Here is a 20,380-nt window from a genome sequence, read left to right on the forward strand (position 1 = left end):
TATTGTTTTTTTCAATCAACTCCTTTTGGAATGTTATCATACTGCGCTTGAACAAAATCTGAACAACGGATCAGGGTTCTAAAACATGTACTCATATCAAAAACACCCAGTCAGGGTTAAGATCCTAGACTGGGTGTTTCCTTTAGCTACATTTCTTAGATACAGATATTACTTTTGCAGCACTTACACCTATCGGATGGTTAATTCCACCACGTCTTCATCCTTAGTATTATGGGCAGCATCTTCTAGGTTATTAACCTTTACAGTTACTGTACCAGCCGCTGTAATATCGTCTTGTAATGTTACTGTCAACGTTCTCTTATCTTCCGACCAAACTCCCGATCCCGGATCGATCTCTTGGTCACCGATAGATAGTAGACTGAAAGTTACGGGTTCACTAAATGTCAGCTCAACAATTTCGCCCGTACTAGCTTTTCCATCAACATTATGATCTACTAATGCTGCTAAAGTAAGGATTGGAACTTTACTTTCCTTAATAGTGACAGGGAAAACTTTCGTTTTCTTCATCCCATTGTGTGTAAATGTAGCTGTTAATGTCACCACATCATCTGCATCGTCATTGCTGCTTCTAGTAACCGTTCCATCAGCATGGACTGTTGCACCATCAACTGTATCTGCAATCCATTCGACTAGAACACCATCTACATCCGTTGGTAAATTTAAAGCCTCTGTTACACCCTGTAAGGTTGGATTACTGGCTTTAATTAAGTTTCCATCAATTTTTGCCCGTGCCTCATCAAGTACTGCCAAGTCATCAGGATTATGCTCATACGCATCTTTTGTTTTTCCAGCACCAGCAGCATCTAAATCAAATATAGTAGTATTTGAAATATTTAAATTTGCATAGTTGACGTTATTTCCAATCCCAAATCCATTGGCGGCTGGAGCCGTGATAACAATTTCACTAGCACCACTCGTTGTTAAACTAGAGCCCTCCCCCAAGTAAATCCCATATACGGTACCAGGGAAAGTACTTGTTTTCACATTTATTGTACTATCAGCGATATTTACAGTAGCACCTTTGGAAGTTTGAATACCATTGGCACCTCCGTTTGCACCATTAGATGAGATTGTAGAATTAATAATGTCTATTGAAGCACCTTCTACATCAGCTCGTACTCCAATAGCATAATAAGAACTATTGTCAGAATTCGTAAAATGAACTGAAATAGTTGTATCTTTTATTTCTAGTTTTGCATTAGCATTTTTTAATAGAATCCCTGAAGCTCCATAACCACCACCTGCTGGAAAATCCACCGTTACATGATCAAGTATAACGTCCGCAGATCCGCTAATATAAACTGGTCCACGTTCACCATCCTGTGCTGTTCCTAAATAGCTACCTGTAACTGTTAGATTTTTCAATAAAACTTCACTTGGCGTTGCTGTGACCGCCACTCCAGCAGTAAATTCCAATTTATTCTGACCATCAATAATAACAGGGTTAGCTAAAGCTAATTTAGGAACTGAAATAGGATTTGTTACGGTATCATCCACTGTTATTGTTTTTACCAAACCATCTCTCACATAGTTATGATTAACACTATTTACGACTTCCGTACTGTCTTTTACACGTAAAACAGTCGAAGTGGTAACCTTAAGAGTTTCCCCGTCTGCAAAAGCGACTTTTTGCGAATTACCGCTTTTTGTAACAGTTACAGACTTGAGTGAAAATGAACCTGATGCGATGGTACCTTGAGCGATATCTTCATCTGTGTAAGAGATTGCTAAACCTTCAACTGATTCCCCATTCTTTGAGAAAGTAATCGAATTTTTTATTTTACCAGCTGCTTCACTTACAAATGTACCATTCTCCCAAATGAAGTCGCCGGTTAAGTTGTTTTGAACAATTTTATAAGCAAATGGAGTATGCTGTAATTTGACCGAATTGGTTATACTTTGACCACCATTTGCATCTTTTACTGAGCCTTCCACTAGGGAAATATCAGAGCCGACTTTAAAAACATTAGCGCTGGTAATGTCTCCACCGATGGTCATGGTGAGGCTTGTCCCATCCTGAGACCAAACCGCTTTGATTGGATATTGATCAGTACCCATCCCAAAAACGAAATCTTTCCCAAAAAGATGCTCATCAATACTATGATCCTCTGTGTTCCCGCTATATCGAACGGGTTCACTAAATTTGAATGTAATTGTATCTCCTGGTGAAGAATCTCCGTCTTTATCGATATCATTTAAAATGGCACTCACTAGGTAAGGCTTTTTCGATTCTAACACTGTCGTTTCGATGGAAGCCTCTTTGATTGCATCTCCATTCGTTGCTGTAACCTTTAACAAAAGTTTATCATTCTCATTATCCGCATCATCTTGCATTACGTTTCCTGTTGAAAGATCAATGCTTGCGTTATGGTCGCCCACTTTTGTAGCTGAATCCCATTTAAAGCTTGTACCATTTGGTCCCACTGTAACTAAATCAAGCGGGGTAGACACCTGCTCTAAGCTTGGGTTGTCTTTTTTAATAAGTGATGGAAGCAATGCGGTATCAACTACTAACTTTAATTCATTCTCTGTTAAAGGCTTCTCTTTTTCAGCAATCGCTTTTTTAACTGCGGTTGTTACATCTGTGATATTTTCCGGCGTAACACCCTTAATATCAATGCCTTCAAATAGTTTGATTAAAACATCTGCACCCGGTGCTGGTGTTGCATTGATTTTATCTTGCATTACCTCTACAGGGCGTTTAATCGTATGTGTCATTTTACCATTAGCATCCACTGTAACGATAATTTGTGCTTCCTTTAAGGAAGGTGCATCTTCTTTAATTGAAATAGTAGCTGTACCCGGACCTTTGGATGTGATGACGATTTCTCCATCCTTTAGAGCAGCGGTTGCGACCGTTCCATTACTTGATGTAACTGTTGTACCAATCATGCCTACAGCAAGTGGATCTTCGTTGTCTGTATCTTCAATATTATTGGCTTTTAAAGTTTGTGAAACAAATGGATTCGGTGTGCCCCCATTGTTTCCACCGTCTGTTGATCCGCCACCATTAGATCCGCCTCCACTCGAAGGTGCTGTCGGTGTTGTTGGAGTTATCGGGGGTTCTACCTGCGCGGTATTCGTCACATTTTTTATTACAGAAGATATACCTCCCGGGTATTTTACAGCGTCCTCAGGCTTTATATTTACTGGCTTAATTAAAGTATCAATTGTAGTGTCTTTTGGGACAATCAGTTGACTTCCGTATTGTTTCGTTTCTACTGTTGCCAGTTGGGCTTTGTTTTCAAGCGTTACTTTTATTGGCGTGTCAATTGTTAAATGGTTTGTTTCAAGCTGTCCTTTGACGACTACGTTCTGATTCCCGTTAAAATGGATTGAATTAATTTTACCGGCAACTTCGATACCCGATACATTATTACCAACCTTGATAGATGGTGTAGCATTGTTCGTGACTATTTCAGTGTTGTCACGATTCACAACAATTTCATCTACTGTTGTGTTCGTAAGCTTAATAACTGATTTCTGCTCACGCTTTGCTTCTCCTTCAATGATCAAGTGTCCGTTTAATGCAAGCCCATCGAATTCAATTTGCTTTTGGTCACCTTTTTTAACCGTAATATCACCAGTAATATTAGCATTTTCCAGCTTAATATAATCGCCTGCAATGGTTATATTGGCTTCGACAGTACCTCCAGCCAAATCCAATGTTAGCGGGTTATCCACCGTTCCTCCATTAGTCAATTCCAGGTTGCGAATACCGATGATTTTTGTGCCAATTTTGATAAAGTCTAAATTTGCCTCATTCAACGCTGCTAAATTTTTTGAATGAAGTAATGGCTGGAGTTCTTTTTTGATGTAATATACCTGACCACCCATAGTCATTTTATTGCCGATAATTTCAGAAATAATTTTCTCATCTGGTTGGCGGTTATCACGATAATCTGTTGTTTTCTCGGATCTTATTGTAAATGCTGCCATATCTCCACGAGTTAGTGTTGAAATTCCACCGTATTTTAGGGCAGATTGTCCGGTTGTGATACCTAGATCATATAAGGTTTGAATATATGGAGCAGCCCAATTATTTTTTAATTGTGTATCCGTAAATGGTAAATTAATTTCTTTAGCGGGTTCTAGACCATAGCCATTGACAATAATTTTTGCCATTTGATTTCGTGTAATAGGTGAGTTCGGTTTAAATGTCCCATCCTGAAAGCCATCGATAACACCTGCTTCTTTTAATGCTTCTATGTACGGATATGCCCAGTCACTCGTTGAAACATCCTTAAACGTAGGATTAAAAGATTTGGTAACATTTAATCCTAGATTGAGTGCCAAAATCTTTGAAGCTTCTGCACGTGTTAACAATCCTCCTGGTTTGAATGAACCATCTTTATAACCACTAACAAAACCACGCTCAAATAATTCATTCACATATTCATAATAATTCGAAGCAGCTTTGATATCTGTAAACGTTTCCCCATTCTCACTCGCTTGTATATAATCCGGTGCCACAACGGTAAGTGCACTTGTTGCTATCGTTGTAGCAAGTGCTATTTTGAAAAATTTGTCATACAATACTGTGTTTTTATTCATCTCACTATTTCCTCCTCATGAAGTTTAATTTCAGTTTGATAAGTTATGTCCTTAATTTAACGAAGTACATCTGAACAAAATCTGAACAAAATTAAGACATGAGGGAGAGTGGAATCTGTCACTCCATCGAATTAGGTTATGTATCAGTGACGGATGAAAGCATAGGTGCAGTACAGTCTCACTTGTGAATCTTTCGGCAATCTGCCCATGAGGGTATAGGCGACCGTGGTGCTGCAAGAATGTCAGGAGTTGCAACAGAGGAGGATGAGCACATGAAGGGTAGTGAGATTTTATACGAATTCTTTATTATTGCAGTAAAAGTTCCACGTGAAACTTAGCTTTAGCGCTTGAATCTGGACAAACTTGTAAATGGGTCTTGCGGAGATCTATACTCAAATAAGTGGAAACGCGCCTGCCAGTAGACGAAAGGGCGATGATGCAAATGAAAGATTATTCTTTGTGTACGATATTTAATAAACCTTGAGAAAGAATTTCGGCAGCCCAATTTTACACTGGATCTGAGCAACACCTGTCGTAAGCAGGAACTATCGATCAGTAGAGAGGATGTATGTGACTCATGAGAGAACTTCAGGTTCAAACGAAATATGGTACAGTTCAAGGCGAACTTTTGCACGATGCAAGCGTATGGAAAGGCATTCCCTATGCGAAACCTCCGGTAGGTGAGCTGCGTTTCAAGGCTCCGGTACAACCCGAGTCATGGGATGGGATCAGACAGGCTACACAATTTGGGCCTGAGAATATACAACCTCGGAATCATCAACCTGAAGGCCTGACAGAACTTCCAAATGAGTCAGAAGATAGTCTATATCTAAACATCTGGGCGCCTATGGAACAGGAAGCAGCACTACTACCGGTTATGGTATGGATTCACGGCGGTTCCTTCGTATCGGGTTCGGGCAGCCAGCCGATGTACGATGGTACACAGTTAGCAGTTCGAGGTGACGTCATCGTTGTCACGATCAACTACCGACTAGGACCTTTGGGTTTCCTCCATATGGCTCCATTCGGTGATTCATATGTATCCAATGCAGGTCTGCTGGATCAGGTTGCGGCATTACAGTGGGTGAAAGATAATATCTCTGCTTTTGGTGGTAACCCGGATCAAGTGACGGTGTTCGGCGAATCGGCAGGCAGCATGAGTATTGCAGCACTGATGGCGATGCCAGCGGCCAAAGGACTCTTCCAACGTGCCATTATGGAGAGTGGTGCATCCCAGTTCATGCCGGCAGAGCAAGCCTCAGCGTTGCGGGAAGGCATGCTGAAGATTCTTGGGGTGGACCGGGATAATCTGCAGAAGATAAATACAATTCCTGTAGAGCAGATTATTGCAGCGGGTGAAACGGTCAAACAGCAGAGCGGGGCAGGTATGGCCTTATTGTTCCAACCTGTGTTGGATGGGGAGACTCTTCCGCAAGTTCCACTACAGGCGGTGAGCGAAGGCTCGGCACAGGACATTCCGGTGCTCATCGGTACGACATTGCATGAGGGTGCACTGTTCATCCAGCCGCAGGTACCTTATTCAAAAGAGATTGATATGGTTCAGGGCGTAGACTTTATGACGCCAGATCTGGAGAACCGGGTAGCCATCGCGGATAGCTATCCAAAAACGGCAGACGGACAAGCCCAAGTCATGACCGATATGTTCTTCTGGCGGTCTGCGTTGCAATATGCTGCTGCACAGCAGAAATATGCTCCGGTGTGGATGTATCGATTTGATTGGGTGATGCCGGAACATCCCCTGTTACAAAGAGCGATTCACAGCATCGAAATGTTCTTTGTGTTTAATACCCTGCATGTCCTCAAATTCATGAATGCGGAGCCGGATGAAGCTGCGGCGGCACTTGCCCTCAAGGTACAGGATGCCTGGATTTCCTTTGCCAAGAACGGCAAACCCGAGGTTGCAGGTGTGAACTGGCCTGAATATGAGCAGGATCGTGCGACACTAATCTTCAACCATGAGATTGAGGTTGTACATGATCCGGATGCAGCCAAGCGAGAGTTGTTGGGGTTATAATCTAGGCCGATTATTGTTTAGGGTTACTCTGAATAACTGTTATGAGCCCAATCAAAAGACGACGTTCATTTTTTACAATGAAACGTCGTCTTTTTTTGATTCGGCTGAAGAAGCAGAACGTAAGAATCAATTCAAGGAAAATCATACATTGTTATTTCCAAACATTATTTACGAGAGGCGCGTGTGCGGGACACCTCATCGAAGTAGAAGGAACGTTTTCCACGGGAGAAGAGCACGATCAAGACATGAACAAAGAGCACCGCGTAGACTAACATATAGACACCGACTGTTCCCAGGGAAAGCAATATTTGATAAGGCCGGAGCATAACATCCTCATTACTGGTGAAGGCATAATCATTGATCCAACGGATGATTGTAATCACGAACCAAGGCGTGTAAAGTGCGAGCAGCCTTTTAAATAATGATTCGATGGTCGGTGATCCACTCTGGCGATTCACATATCGGAAGCGCAGAATAGCTGAGCCTGGTGTTGTTCCGTTCCGTACCCATGGAATGAAGAACAACACGATGACCATCGCAATGGATGTATTCAGTGCTCCTTGAATTACATCGGACGGGGTGAAGATGGACAACACATTGGTAATCAGCACGACTACCGCACCGTCGATAAGCAATGCAAGCAGTTGTGGTACGGGATACACGCGATTTTGCTCCACAATCTGCTCGCTTTTCGCCTGAATGCTTGCACGGGATGGGAATAAAGCAAGCAGGATGGGAGCTGCGAAGAACCCAATGACCGTTCCTGAAGTATTCAATAACAGATCATCTACATCGAAGAGACGGTAGGGACAATTATAATACCCGTAGAATCCGGTGATCTGGGTAATCTCGAAGAATAAGGAAAGCCCGAATCCACCAAGCAGGGCGTACTTCCAAAAAGCTCTCTTTTGAAAAAAATAACGGATATACACACCCAGCGGCATGAGTAGCAGGACGTTAAATAGAACTTGCAAGAAGGCTCTGCCCTGAATCATGCTGAGATAGCTGGATGGCTGAGACCATACAATGGGTGTTTCTTTCATAATGTCTTTGATAAAAGTGAATGGAACCAGATTGTAGTAGATTGTGTCAGCGGCTTGCTGCGCACAGGTATCTCGCGTAGTCGGAAACGGGAGAATGACGAGGCAATAGGCAGCCAGAATATAAAAGATAAAGGAAAAGCTGACGCCAAACCGCGACCAACTGAAGAAGCCGTCTTTGCGATAACCATAGATCAACCACGGCACCAGCAAGAACATGGCCGCAACAACAAAGATGAAAAAAGCCGTTTGCACAGGGAAAACATATGAGGACATGAGCAGGGACTCCTTTGGTATTAAATATAATATTAATTCATAGAGACATATGTGTTGTTGTAGTGCGTATCGAATAGTTATATCATATGTAGTTACCCTTAAAGTGAGGGATGCAAGAACCTTAAATTTGGTTTAAATCCATCCTTGCAGTGAGCAATCGTATGGAATATACCGCCGAAATCCCGTATACTTGCGGGAAAGCCAATCGTAGAATGGAGAGTTTAATACATATGTCTAATTTGCCTAACTGTCCCAAGTGTAATTCAGAGTACACGTACGAGGATGGTAACCTGCTGGTTTGCCCGGAGTGTGCGCACGAATGGTCTTTGGAAGCAGACAGTGATAACGCAGAGGATACCAAAGTAATCCGTGATGCCAACGGAAATGTGCTAAGTGATGGAGATACCGTTACGGTTATTAAAGATCTGAAGGTTAAAGGTAGCTCGCTTGTAGTCAAACAGGGTACCAAGGTGAAGAATATCCGCCTGATTGATGGGGACCATGACATTGATTGCAAGATCGACAGCTTGGGCGCGATGAAGTTGAAGTCTGAATTTGTGAAAAAGATATAAGATTAAGAAACGTTCAGTTCTGCATACATTGGGAATTGAGCGTTTTTTGGTTGACAGGAAATATTTAGCAGATATATACTGGTTGGAATTTAATTTTTGAACATGGTTGAATGCTCTACATATAAAAAAAGGCAGGTGTCAGAGCGATGAAGAGAGATCACATTATTGAATATTATTCGAGGTTTGATGAGTGGGGGAGACTGGAGCGGGAACCGATTGAGTTCATCATTAACATGCATTACATCAAGGAGTGTCTCCCCGCTACCGGTCATATTTTGGATAATGGCGCTGGACCGGGAAAATATGCCATGGAACTGGCGAGACTGGGGTACCAGGTCACTTTATCGGATCTGACACCGTCTTCCGTGGATACTGCACGGCAAAAGGCTCAGGAGTTCGGTTTGACACAGCAATTCGATGGATTCCATGTTCTCGATGCCACTTCGCTCTCCGGTATGGCTGACGAGACGTATGATGCTTCACTTATGCTGGGGCCGTTATATCATCTGCAGACAGAGGAGGAGCGAACGGCCGCTGTACGGGAGTTGTATCGGGTGACCAAGCGAGGAGGCGTGGTATTTGTAGCAATGCAAAGCCGTATGCGCATGAGTATCAATTCGCTGCAATCCCCGCAGCATTGGAAGCCGAATGATAATATGGCAGCCATCAGTTCTTTTGTGGAAAAAGGTATTTTCGATCATCAGGATCAAGGACGATTTACGGGGGCATATTATTTTAATATTCAGGACGTTACGCCCCTCATGGAGCAGCAAGGATTTGAAACCGTTGATTTCATTGGTTCATCCAGCCTTAGAGCCATGCTTACGGACGAGCAGCAACAACACTGGAAAGAACGTGGCGAGTATGATGAACTCATTCAATATATGATTGAAGCCGCCAAAGACCCTTCCATATTGGGAATCTCTTCTCATCTGTTGTACATCGGGAGGAAGAAATAACATAAAAGTGCCCTCTGAAAACAGGGGGTACTTGTGTTTTTCATCAAAATAGTTCAATATTAAGATACATAACAAAAGGTGATCTACTTACAATAGGTTAGATGAACGACGGATCGCTTCATACCAAGGAGGAACAGACAATGGAAATCGGAATTAGTACATTCGTAGAGACGAACCCGGATGTAAAAACAGGAGAGCTTATCAGTCATGCGCAGCGCATTCGCGATGTTGTTGAAGAGATTGTATTGGCAGATCAGGTGGGTCTAGATGTATATGGCGTGGGAGAACATCATCGTGTTGACTATGCGGCTTCATCACCAGCTGTCATTCTGGCGGCGGCAGCTTCACAGACCAAGAATATTCGCCTGACGAGCGCGGTAACGGTGCTGTCATCACATGATCCGGTACGGGTATATCAGGATTTTGCGACACTGGACGGTATTTCGAATGGGCGTGCAGAGATTATGGCAGGGCGTGGATCATTTATCGAATCCTTCCCGTTGTTCGGCTACGATCTGAACGACTACGATGAGTTATTTGATGAGAAACTGGATTTGCTGCTCAAGCTGCGTGATTCGGAAAAAGTAACCTGGGAAGGCAAACACCGTCCTTCCTTTAACAATTTGGGCATCTATCCGCGCCCGGTACAGGAAAAACTTCCGGTATGGATTGGCAGTGGCGGCAATCAGGAATCGGTTGTTCGTGCAGGACTGCTTGGTTTGCCACTGGTGCTTGCCATTATTGGTGGCCGTCCGGTGCAATTCGCACCACTGGTGGAACTGTACAAAAAAGCAGCTGCTCATGCCGGACATGATGCTTCCAAGCTGACTGTTGCTTCTCACTCGCACGGCTTCATTGCCGATACAACAGACGAAGCGGTGGAGAAATTCTTCCCACCAGCTCAAGCGGTCATGAACATGTTGGGCCGTGAACGTGGCTGGGGACACTACAGTCGTGAGACATTTGATGCGGCGCGCAGCCTTGAAGGTGCATTGTATGTAGGTGATGTAGATACGGTAGCTCAGAAGATTATCTATCTACGCAAAGAAGTCGGAATTACCCGCTTCATGTTGCATACCCCTCTCGGCACCATGCCGCATAACGAGGTGATGAGAGCGATCGAATTGCTCGGTAAAGAAGTCGCTCCAATCGTGCGCAAGGAAATTGCACGTTGGGAAGCGGAGAACCAGTAAACACGTTCATCGACTGAGGTCGATACGGTTATATACTGAGTCAACCAAATAAAGGAGCACGTCCTCGGCGGATTACGCCAATGGACCTGCTCCTTTTTCATTTGTTTGCTAAAAATCTCTATAAAGTACAGATTACATGCTTATCCACTCGCAGATGTGCTGAGAAGGGAGTGTATAACCATGGACACCGTATGATCATAGAGGGTTTTGGCAGCTTCTTCGCTCTCAATATGGCCTCCCAGGTACAGATGAATAACACCGTGTAAGGGAGCCCAGATCATTCTTACCGCAAGCAAGGGATCTTGCACCTGAAGCATTCCCTGTTCGATGGCTACTTCAACTAAGGCAGACACTTGCTTCAGTGCAGTCGCTGTTCCCTGCAAAGTCTCTCCATCCGGTTTGAATTCGGAAAAAGACCCTCCAAACATTAGCTGATAGAAGCTGGATTGTGAAATGCCGAAGTCCCAGTATACGTGGGCCAGATCCCGGAAATATTGTTCGAACGATTCCTGCCGGGGCATCGCTTCAAAACGCTGGGCCATGAGGGAGCATCCCTCTAGATATAAATGCTTGGCTAACCCTTCTTTTTTGCCAAAAAGGTTATATATGATTTTGGTGGAGCACTCCATGCGCTCAGCTACACGGCGTACCGTGACGGCTTCCGGTCCATGCTCTTGCAGTAAAGCAGCAGCAGCATGCACAATATTTTGCCGCAAATTATCCGAGTGCTGGAGTCTGGCTTCCTGAAAGGTTGTTACCGTATGTGCAGATTCCGTGGAACCCGAATTAAGATCCTTCATTGATTTCATCCTCATAACCGTATTGTTGTTGAACAGAATACGTTTCCTTTTCTTAAGATTATAGAATTTATACGTTTTCAGCGGAGCTGAAGGATTCGATGATCGCAAGAAAAACTTCAGCTTAAATGCGGTCTGTCTTCTTGAAAGTACGTCGATATATTTTTTTCTTATGGTCATTCTACTGTTTTACGCCGGATGACGTCAATTTAATCCGGATCTAGTAAGGAAGCACACCGTTCTATATTCAAATGTAACAACTTTAATTTGACACAATCATGGATTTAAATTACGATGGTTCCATACAGAAACAATGTTTCTTAATAAAAACAAGTGTTTCTATTATACGTAGAGGGTGGATGAGAGATGTTAAAGGATCAACAACAATGGGCACTTATTACAGGCGCATCATCAGGTATTGGGGAAGTTTTTGCACTTGATATGGCTTCCAAGGGTAAAAATATCGTGCTGGTGGCCAGAACAGAGACCAAACTGATTCAATTGGCAGAACGAATAGAGCGTACATATCAAGTAAGGGCTGAGGTGATCGTATCGGATTTGTCTCAAGTTGATGCACCTCAGAGCATATATGAGGAATGCCAGAATAGGGGAATACACATCGATATATTGATTAACAATGCTGGATTTGCTACCCATGGATGTTTTGAACAGGTGGATGGTTCAAGGCAACAGGACGAGATTATGTTAAACGTGTTGGCCGTGACCAATATGACACATCTTTTCTTGCCAGACATGTTGCAGAAGCAAAATGGTACTGTCATTAATGTATCGTCGACCGCTGCCTTTCAACCTGATCCGTATATGGCTGTGTATGGAGCGACAAAGGCATTTGTACTTTCTTTTACTGAGGCGTTATACGAAGAAAACAGGAAGCGTGGCGTTCAGTTCTTAGCGCTATGTCCGGGCTCAACCGAGACTTCGTTCTTTGATATCGTAGGTGCGGAAGAAGCTTCTGTGGGCAAGCGTGATACACCTGAGCATGTCGTGGCCGTGGCCATGAGGGCACTGGATTCAGGCAAACCTTATGCTGTGCCGGGGGCCGGTAATTACTGGACAGCCCAGCTCACCCGCCTCGTGCCACGCAAGTTCATGTTGCGAATTGTAGGAAGTATGCTTCGTCCACGTTCCAAGGGTGGTAAAGCAGAAAAGGCGAAAGCCTGATTAGAAGTATAGGGTGAAAGCTTAGGCCAGAATGCCTTTGGCCCGAGCTTCCTTTATCCAGTCTGGAAATTCAGTAAGGAGACGATCGTACAATTCTTCATCGCTGATCTTGGAAATGTCGTCGAGAGCAAAAAAGTCAGCATTATCGATGAAACGTCCAGTCATGTCATCAAGATTCTCCAGAATACCGTAATTGGCTTGCCCTAGGCCAACGAATTGCCAGAATAGGTTTTTGGTTGAGCTTTCGGTAATAAGCCGCATGATCTTCCCTTTTTGACTGACTCCGCCATCGCTAAAAAAGATAATATACGTTGGAATCTTCACATTGGGTTCCTCAATCGTGTATTTGCGAATGACATCCTGCATCACAGGAGGTTCGTTATTGGTACCGCCTTTGCTTCCCAGCGTATATGTGCGTTCAATATAATTCTCGAAATCCCTGGCGGTGACGCTAGGTGCACGCAAGAAGTCTTTGGCGAAGAACCAGACGTCCAGTTCCCCGTTATCATCAAACGCTGATGAAATCGCCAGAATACGCTCGAAGGCTTCTTGCACGATGCCTTTGCGATACAGATGGTACATGGAGCCTGATGCATCAAATACAACAGCAACACGTGCCTGGATAGGTTCAATCTTTTTCTTTTGGAGAGACAGGGTTACTTTACGCTTGAGGAGATCGATCTTGGTCAGGTTAAGCGGCGGATGATTCGTGTTTGGTGCAGCTACAGGTGCCAAGACTTCTGGAGAGGCCGCTGCAACTTCAGCACGTGCGGTGAGAAGAACCTGTTCGGCTTCCGAGGAGTCGTTACTCTCAATTTCAACTCCAAACGACTCTGCAAGAGGCTGCAAACCTCCAAAGAAACCGCGTCCGATGGCACGAACCTTGAATCCGTCTTGATGCTTATAAATTTCAATGAAAATAAGTGCTGTTTCGGAAGTAGCTTGCGTAATCTCGTATGTAATTTGTTGTGAACCTGCTCTTACAATGGCTTGGCATTTCTGAACATCTGCAAACGTACCTCCGGAGTCAATCGTAGCGGTGAAGACGCATTTTTCTACAGGAGCCTGTCGTAATTTGCTGGTATCCAGAACGAAGGATGACTTGAGGTCCTCGGCATGTTGGAGAACAACGCTGCGGTGGGGATCAACATTCTGATTATAAAATACAAAATAATCGTCCGAGGGAACTTGTCCCCTTTCGTTGACCATAAAACAGCTTGCATCCAGAGCGGAGGGTGCTGAAGTACTTTGAATCGTTACGTGAATCTGGCCCAATTCAATGAATAGTGGTATTTTGGCCAGTGCTCAAATGAATGATGGGATCTGTCATATTCGGATTGCCTCTTTTCTTCAATCTCATGAATAGATATTACATAGTAACAAGTTAGATTCTGATACAAATCTTTCCATAAGTCAACGAGCAGATGACAGATCCAATCCGTGAGTCTATATTACATTTCCCCCGTTTTTCTACGCCTCATCAGACTCATACTTTTCCCGATGTTCCTTCTTCATCTTTACATAGTCCGGGTCTGTCTTAGCAATCTCCCATTGTGCTTTGAATATGGCTGCCGCTTCTGCCTTCACCTTGTCATTCTGATAGGGCAAGATCGAGCCATCCTCCTTCGAATATTTGCGTCCTCCTTTGTGATTCGTGTACCGTCTGGCCCGTGTATAGCCCATCTGGAGAAATTTACGAGCCATGTCCATACCCACGAAATCCCCCTTTTTCTTATATTCCAAAAATAGCTCATAGATTTTCTCCGATGACTCTGTCGCAATCTCAGGTGTTTTGAATCGCCAGTGTGGCAGAATCTCGCCTTTGTACGGTTCTACCATCAGTACACCTTGCTCACCCCGGCCTACGGTGTACAGCTCAGGATGTTTGCGCAGATCCAGCTCTTCATAATTGAGACTGTAATCAAATTTTTTCATGTATACGACCTCCTTGATAGGAATTACCCCGATTCTGAACCAACAAGCACGGTTAATGGGGAACATTAGAATCAATTACACAGGAGGGATAACGGTATGGGAATGTCCGGCAGATATCTTGTGGTCACGAAGGAGCTAGTTGAATCCATCAAGTCAGGTGAGATCAGTGTGCATGATTGTGCAGTTGATCTGGATATTGATAAAACGTGGCAGATGCTTCAATTCACGCTGAACGGTAACCTAGTAGAAGGGAAACCGCCCCTGGGCTATGTGGTGCCTCTCGCAGGTGAGCAATACTTAGGAAACTATTCTGACATGGATCTGTTCTTGCTCAGTAATGAGCAGGTGCTGGAGGCATACATGGCATTGGAGCAGCTCGCACCGGAGGAATTGAAGCAACGGTATAGTCTGGACCAAATGATCGCTGAAGGTGTCTATCCAGTCATGGAAGATTGGGATGCGGAAGAGACATTTCAGGAGATTGCCCAGACCGTGGATGATATCCAGGCCTTGTTTCAGGCTACGGCTGCAAGTGGAAACGGAATCGTCTTTTATGTTTTCTAAATGGGCACTGAAATGATGGGAAATGGTTGTCCGACGCGGAGACAGGTTTGAACTGTGCTTATTCGGGTTATTGATAGACACAAGGCTCATGCCTTGATGACATGACAATCCGGTAGAAGAGAGGGAATACGATATGACACAGGATCAGAACGAAGAGAACAAAGCGATTCAAGAGGACGAGCCGGATCAATTCGAGACTCCCGTCACTGCGGAAGACGAAGCGTCTGATGAGGAACTCGCAGAAGATCAGGATCAAGAATAACTTCCATTATTGCATAATGAAGCAGGATGTTTTATCGAAACATACGATATGCTGAAATATAGATAGACCAGAGGTCGGACATGTTCCGGCCTTTTGGTTTATTTTTTTGCGTATCCGTTTACAAGAATTACCTATACCTTCATAATGGAAATGAACCATATTTTTCTAAGGAGGGGATCTTATTACGAATCGGAAGTTAGTCCAATGGATGGCAGTGCCACTTGTATTATTAATGGTTGTTCTTACAGGATGTCAGGCTGTGGGTGGAATCGACGTTGGCAAAGCAATGGCCAATGGCGCGAGTATCAAGTCCGGTGAATCCAGACAATCCATGAATATAAACATAGAACCGGCTAAGGAATTTGCCACAGAGAAAGACCTTGAAATGATCGAACTTATTAACTCCATATCCCTGGATATTGATCAAGCCAAAATGAAAGATGCGAAGACAGCATCGATCAAAGGTACACTGAGCATGGAAGGAACGAAGTTACCTTTCCACCTGTCCATGAATGAGTCCCAATTGGTCATTGATCTGGACGGAGCCCAGAAACCGCTGTACATATCTCTGGATACGTTCCAAGAAGCACAGGCTCTTCCAATGGTGGATACGAAGGCTCTGGAGAAACAACTCGAGGAACTTTCCCCGAAACTGTTCTCTTTTGTCCTGAAGCATCTGTCCAATCCGAAGAACATCTCCGTAACACCGGTACAGGAATCCGTGAATGGCGAAGCACTTAGCCTCTCCAAGCTGCATCTGGAGATTAGTGGAGAAGAGATGCTTGCTATGGTTAAACCGTTCCTGACGAGTATTTCGAAGGATGAGCAAGGACTGAAAGACCTGATTGGAGATCTATACGATGTGTTCTATCCTGTACTGGAAGCTGTGAATGAGGTTGAAGGCGGAGGAGATGAAACGCTGAATTCGATCGTTCCTGAATCGAAAGATGAAGCCGTTGCATCACTATATGCCATGATCAAAGTAGGACTGGACAGCATGCTGGTCAATTATGATCAGGAGCTGAACAACCTGTTGAATGAGACTCCTGAATTCAAAACGGTATTTGGCACAGAAACCAAACTGAAATTGGACTTCTACCTCGATAACAAGCTGGATATTCGCAAGCAAAACTTTGAATTGAAAGTAGCGCTGCCGGCTTCCGAAGATCTGCCAGTGAACGCTGTAACCGTAAGTGGAGACAGTGAACAGTGGAATATCGGTGGAACGGTTGCAGTGGATGAAGTGGATGTATCGGGCGGCGTTATGGATCTGATGAAGGATGATATTACGCCTGGACAGATGCTGCGCAATTTCGATTCCAATTCACTTGCATATCAATTGCTGAAAGATGAAGCTGGGATCACGAGTAAAAGTGTAGTGCTCTTCCCGGATGATGAATACGCCGGGGCAATCACCGTTAAGAATACAACATTTGTTCCACTTCGCTACGTGTCTGAAGAATTGGATGCTGAAGTGAAATGGACCAAAGGCTCGAACCGAATTGTTGTCATTGACGACATCACTGGTGATGAAATTGTTCTGACCGTAGGTTCCAAGAAGGCAACCGTTGCTGGTAAAGAAGTAACGATGGTGGAATCCGCTTATGTAGGCAAGGACGGCAAGACATATGTGCCGCTGCGCTTTATGGCTGAATCCCTTGGAGCTACTGTAGATAAGGAACAAGAAACAGGCTGGATTTACATTGACCGTCCTTAATTGAGACATTATAAGTAAGCCTTAGTAAGAGAGGGGATTTCAGAGTATGCCAGATTTCTCGTAATGATCGTGAAAAGAACACCGCAAAAATTCCGTTAGACCATGAACGGGATACGTGTGTCCTTTTGACCAATTACGAGGAGCTTCGGCGTTTCTGAAATGATGAAACGGATCGGGGAGTGCCTCTACTGGAGGTGCTCCTCTTTGTCGTGTCATCTTAAATAAATCCCCAGAGGTGTTGTATATGAAAAGTCAATTTAATATCCATTCAAACTCCGTTACATTGCGTCCATTTATGCTTGAAGATCAGGCTGCCGTGTATGCATTGACTCAACAACCTGAAATCACCAATATGCTACCGGATTGGAAGATGACCGAGGAGCAGTTGCGTGAATTCTTACAATTTGTCGTTGGCAGTTACGAACAGTTCAACCCGGAAGATGTGCGCATCCTGCTTGCCGTTGTACACAATGAAGATCAGCATATCATCGGTTGGTGTGGCGTGTTTCCGAATGACATGCTGGATCATGCTGACCGCGAGGTGGCTTACGCCATCTCCCGGGATTACCGGAATAAAGGATACATCACAGAGGCTGTACAGGCGCTAACAGCATATCTATTTGAGCATACCTTGCTGGATCGAATCGTGGGCATTGTGAAGCCGTTCAACCAGCCGTCACGCAAAGTTCTGGAGCATACGGGGTTTCGTTATATCTCTCGCACAATGCTTACGGACCAGGAGTGCTACGATTATTTTGAACTGCTCAACGTAAAGTCCGAACCAGTGCAACCAAAGCAGGTACATTCTGAAATTCGCTTACGACGAGCGCAGCAAGAAGATGCTGTTGTACTTGCAGAGATATGCAGTCGTGCTTTTGATCATGCCATAAAAGTCTGGTCGGATGGTGAGAAGGATATCGATAGCAATCTATGTCCGCCTGATTATTCGTCAGCCCGAATGCATCGTTACGTAATCCGTGAATGGGATTATTATGTTGTAGAATCAGATGGATGTGCTATTGGCGGAGTGAGTGTGAACGTGCTCGGACGAAAATATGCCAGAATCGACAAGATCTATATTGATCCCGTATGCCAGGGACGTGGAGTGGGAACTGAAGTCATGAGGCTTATTGAGGGTGAATTTCCGCAGATTGAAACCTGGAAGCTGGAGACCTCAGGTCGGCAGCTAGATAATCATCATTTTTACGAAAAAATGGGATATGTTCGTATCTATGCATCTGAGGATGAGTTTGGATATGAGAAGAACGTATCAGCGGCTTCTTATGATCCAACATGTGATGAGACATCATCCACGGATTCGGGTGAATCAGTGATTGAATTTGTTCAAACTAATCTGGACTCAGTTCGTTACAGTACCAGTAATCTGACCAATAGTCGGATCACTGACTGCAACCTGAGCGGAAGCAAACTCACCAATCTAAATATGACCAATATATTGCTAGCTGATTTACGCCTAACCGATAGCAAGATTGAATTCTGTGCTCTGGATGGCGTTCAATTGCAGGACACACATCTTGGATCTGACCGGGTGCCCATGCAGTGGGCGCATTGTGATCTTGGGGGAAGTCGTTTTATCGATTGTGATCTATCTGGCGTGCAGTTGGAACAGTGTCAAGTGACCGGGATGAAGATCAACGGAGTAGAAGTAGAGGAACTACTTGCAGCCTATGAGGCTATGAAGTCCTGAAAGGCACCTCGTTGCCTTCCTGTTGTCGTGGTGAACGTGTGCAGTCAGCCAAATACTGATACCATAATCAAACCGCGTATCCATGTGACATAGATATACGAAAGAACGCCCTTAACTGGCCAATGTGCTGAGTGGGGCGTTCTTTTTTATGTCATCCAGATAGCGTAGTATCCGCAGGTTAAGTGTGCTGTAGAATCTGCGGCTTTTTGCTAAAACCGGTGCTTCCGGCTGTGAAACCCATCTGGCGATAGAATTGATGTGCAGCGTCACGTTCCGGGCGATTGGCACTGTTCAGAGACAGGGAGTCCACGTTATGCGTGGCTGCCCATTGCTCAGCTTCAAGAATGAGCTGACGGCCGATGCCAGAACCTCTGAACTGGTCATGTACAACCAATGCCAAGATACGGCAGTGCCTTCCGTTCTTTTCATACAGATATGATGTCTGTAACCCGATCAATCCAACAACACGTCCGCGTGCTTCAGCAACCAGTGTGGTAAAGTTCGCGTCTGCAGCAATGTGGGTATAGCGCTCCTCCATCTCGGCGTAAGTGGTGGGGTAACCGAGTTGGTCCATCAGAATGACCATATCTTGCAGATCGGTAGGGGAGCTATGTCGAATCGTCACATCTAGGCTCATAATGTTGTATCCTCCTTGGGTCTTTCCTTCAATGAAAGTTCAATAATGGTATCCAGTAGTTCTGCAAAAGAAATGCCTGCAGCAGCTGCACTTTTGGGCAGCAGACTGTTACGGGTAAGCCCCGGCAGCGTGTTCACTTCAAGCACATAAGGCATGCCTTCCCGAATCATCATATCCACGCGAGCGTAGACGCTGCATTTCAGCACCTGATAACAGGCCAAGGCCGCAGCTTCGACGCGATGGTAAAGGTCTACAGGCAATTGTACTACCTGCTCATCGGCTCCGTGGTCATCGTATTTGGAAGCATAGTCGAAAAATGCAGCGTTCGAACGAATGGAGATCACCGGCAGCATCTTACCATCCAGAATGGCACAGGTGATCTCCTCACCCTCGATATACTGTTCAATCATCACTGTATCATCCCAGGCGAGGGCAGCCTCTACAGCGGCGGGCAGGGCGGACGCTTCCTTCACCACTTGGGTACCGATACTTGAACCGCCTGAATTCGGTTTGACCACCACGGGGTACGCTAATTGTTGAACAGCAATAGAGGATAGTTCCTCCATATGGCTCACTCGCAACCATTCTCCGGTAAGCACACCTGCATGCTGCATGAGCTGTTTGGACATGTCTTTATCCATGCATACACTGCTTGCAAGCACACCACAGCCTGTGTAAGGAATACCCAGGGATTCCAGTGTGCCTTGAACCGTACCATCTTCGCCGTATTTGCCATGCAGGGCAAGCAGTGCTACATCGATCCCCGCTGACTTGTCGATTAAATCGCGCTTGGAATTCAGCTCAATGGGCACAACCTCGTATTTGTCTCTATTCAGATTGGCAATCATCTCCTGTCCGGTGAGCAGGGAAATATCCCGCTCTGAAGATGTACCGCCCATAATCACGCCAACTTTCATGTGAAATCCTC

General features: G+C 44.6%; 16 protein-coding genes. 9 read left to right on the forward strand and 7 right to left on the reverse strand.

Annotated elements, in window-relative coordinates:
- Window positions 1-189: 189 nt before the first annotated feature.
- Complete coding sequence (locus tag AB4111_RS19875) at window positions 190-4,575, reverse strand: S-layer homology domain-containing protein (RefSeq protein WP_442032915.1); 4,386 nt, start codon at window positions 4,573-4,575, stop codon at window positions 190-192.
- A gap of 577 nt (window positions 4,576-5,152) precedes the next feature.
- Here AB4111_RS19875 and AB4111_RS19880 point away from each other — a divergent pair.
- The gene (locus tag AB4111_RS19880; protein WP_442032916.1) at window positions 5,153-6,610 is read left to right on the forward strand and encodes a carboxylesterase/lipase family protein; all 1,458 of its coding nucleotides are present in this window, start codon (window positions 5,153-5,155) and stop codon (window positions 6,608-6,610) included.
- Window positions 6,611-6,774: 164 nt separating this feature from the next.
- Here AB4111_RS19880 and AB4111_RS19885 read toward each other — a convergent pair whose 3' ends face one another.
- Window positions 6,775-7,926, reverse strand: a complete 1,152-nt coding sequence (locus tag AB4111_RS19885) for a VanZ family protein (protein WP_442032917.1) — start codon at window positions 7,924-7,926, stop codon at window positions 6,775-6,777.
- A gap of 230 nt (window positions 7,927-8,156) precedes the next feature.
- Between AB4111_RS19885 and AB4111_RS19890 the strand changes: the two genes are divergently transcribed.
- From AB4111_RS19890 to AB4111_RS19900, 3 genes are all read left to right on the forward strand, one after another.
- Window positions 8,157-8,498: a zinc ribbon domain-containing protein YjdM gene (locus AB4111_RS19890; protein ID WP_253441985.1), complete on the forward strand. Its 342-nt coding sequence runs from the start codon at window positions 8,157-8,159 to the stop codon at window positions 8,496-8,498.
- A gap of 146 nt (window positions 8,499-8,644) precedes the next feature.
- Window positions 8,645-9,457, forward strand: coding sequence for a class I SAM-dependent methyltransferase (locus tag AB4111_RS19895; protein WP_442032918.1), 813 nt, complete (start codon window positions 8,645-8,647; stop codon window positions 9,455-9,457).
- Window positions 9,458-9,597: 140 nt separating this feature from the next.
- The gene (locus tag AB4111_RS19900; protein WP_442032919.1) at window positions 9,598-10,650 is read left to right on the forward strand and encodes an LLM class flavin-dependent oxidoreductase; all 1,053 of its coding nucleotides are present in this window, start codon (window positions 9,598-9,600) and stop codon (window positions 10,648-10,650) included.
- A 140-nt stretch (window positions 10,651-10,790) separates the two neighbouring features.
- Here the strand turns inward: AB4111_RS19900 and AB4111_RS19905 are convergent, their stop codons facing one another.
- Complete coding sequence (locus AB4111_RS19905; RefSeq protein WP_442032920.1) at window positions 10,791-11,450, reverse strand: TetR/AcrR family transcriptional regulator; 660 nt, start codon at window positions 11,448-11,450, stop codon at window positions 10,791-10,793.
- 363 nt (window positions 11,451-11,813) lie between these two features.
- On the opposite strand from AB4111_RS19905, the gene AB4111_RS19910 reads away from it, so the two are divergent.
- Window positions 11,814-12,629, forward strand: coding sequence for an SDR family NAD(P)-dependent oxidoreductase (locus AB4111_RS19910; RefSeq protein ID WP_442032921.1), 816 nt, complete (start codon window positions 11,814-11,816; stop codon window positions 12,627-12,629).
- A 21-nt stretch (window positions 12,630-12,650) separates the two neighbouring features.
- Here the strand turns inward: AB4111_RS19910 and AB4111_RS19915 are convergent, their stop codons facing one another.
- A complete protein-coding gene (locus tag AB4111_RS19915) occupies window positions 12,651-13,838 on the reverse strand; it encodes a VWA domain-containing protein (protein WP_442032922.1) in 1,188 nt (395 codons plus the stop codon).
- Window positions 13,839-14,099: 261 nt separating this feature from the next.
- Complete coding sequence (locus tag AB4111_RS19920) at window positions 14,100-14,564, reverse strand: DUF4385 domain-containing protein (RefSeq protein WP_253441970.1); 465 nt, start codon at window positions 14,562-14,564, stop codon at window positions 14,100-14,102.
- A 96-nt stretch (window positions 14,565-14,660) separates the two neighbouring features.
- Here AB4111_RS19920 and AB4111_RS19925 point away from each other — a divergent pair, with 96 nt between their 5' ends.
- The 4 genes from AB4111_RS19925 to AB4111_RS19940 all read left to right on the forward strand — a co-directional run bounded on the left by AB4111_RS19925 (window position 14,661) and on the right by AB4111_RS19940 (window position 18,815).
- On the forward strand, window positions 14,661-15,128 hold the full coding sequence (locus tag AB4111_RS19925; protein ID WP_442032923.1) for a YfbM family protein: 468 nt from the start codon (window positions 14,661-14,663) through the stop codon (window positions 15,126-15,128).
- A 133-nt stretch (window positions 15,129-15,261) separates the two neighbouring features.
- On the forward strand, window positions 15,262-15,390 hold the full coding sequence (locus AB4111_RS19930; RefSeq protein ID WP_442032924.1) for a hypothetical protein: 129 nt from the start codon (window positions 15,262-15,264) through the stop codon (window positions 15,388-15,390).
- Window positions 15,391-15,598: 208 nt separating this feature from the next.
- A complete protein-coding gene (locus AB4111_RS19935) occupies window positions 15,599-17,107 on the forward strand; it encodes a copper amine oxidase N-terminal domain-containing protein (RefSeq protein ID WP_442032925.1) in 1,509 nt (502 codons plus the stop codon).
- Window positions 17,108-17,351: 244 nt separating this feature from the next.
- Window positions 17,352-18,815: a GNAT family N-acetyltransferase gene (locus tag AB4111_RS19940; protein ID WP_442032926.1), complete on the forward strand. Its 1,464-nt coding sequence runs from the start codon at window positions 17,352-17,354 to the stop codon at window positions 18,813-18,815.
- Between the two features lie 178 nt (window positions 18,816-18,993).
- On the opposite strand, the gene AB4111_RS19945 is transcribed toward AB4111_RS19940, so the two are convergent.
- Both AB4111_RS19945 and AB4111_RS19950 read right to left on the reverse strand, forming a co-directional pair.
- The gene (locus AB4111_RS19945) at window positions 18,994-19,452 is read right to left on the reverse strand and encodes a GNAT family N-acetyltransferase (protein ID WP_442032927.1); all 459 of its coding nucleotides are present in this window, start codon (window positions 19,450-19,452) and stop codon (window positions 18,994-18,996) included.
- Entirely contained in the window at window positions 19,449-20,369 is a 921-nt protein-coding gene (locus AB4111_RS19950) for a D-alanine--D-alanine ligase (protein WP_442032928.1), read from the reverse strand. The genes AB4111_RS19945 and AB4111_RS19950 overlap by 4 nt, the downstream gene beginning before the upstream one ends.
- Window positions 20,370-20,380: the final 11 nt, after the last annotated feature.

The sequence above is a fragment of the Paenibacillus sp. 2KB_22 genome, from assembly GCF_052115745.1.
Classification (GTDB): Bacteria; Bacillota; Bacilli; order Paenibacillales; family Paenibacillaceae; genus Paenibacillus.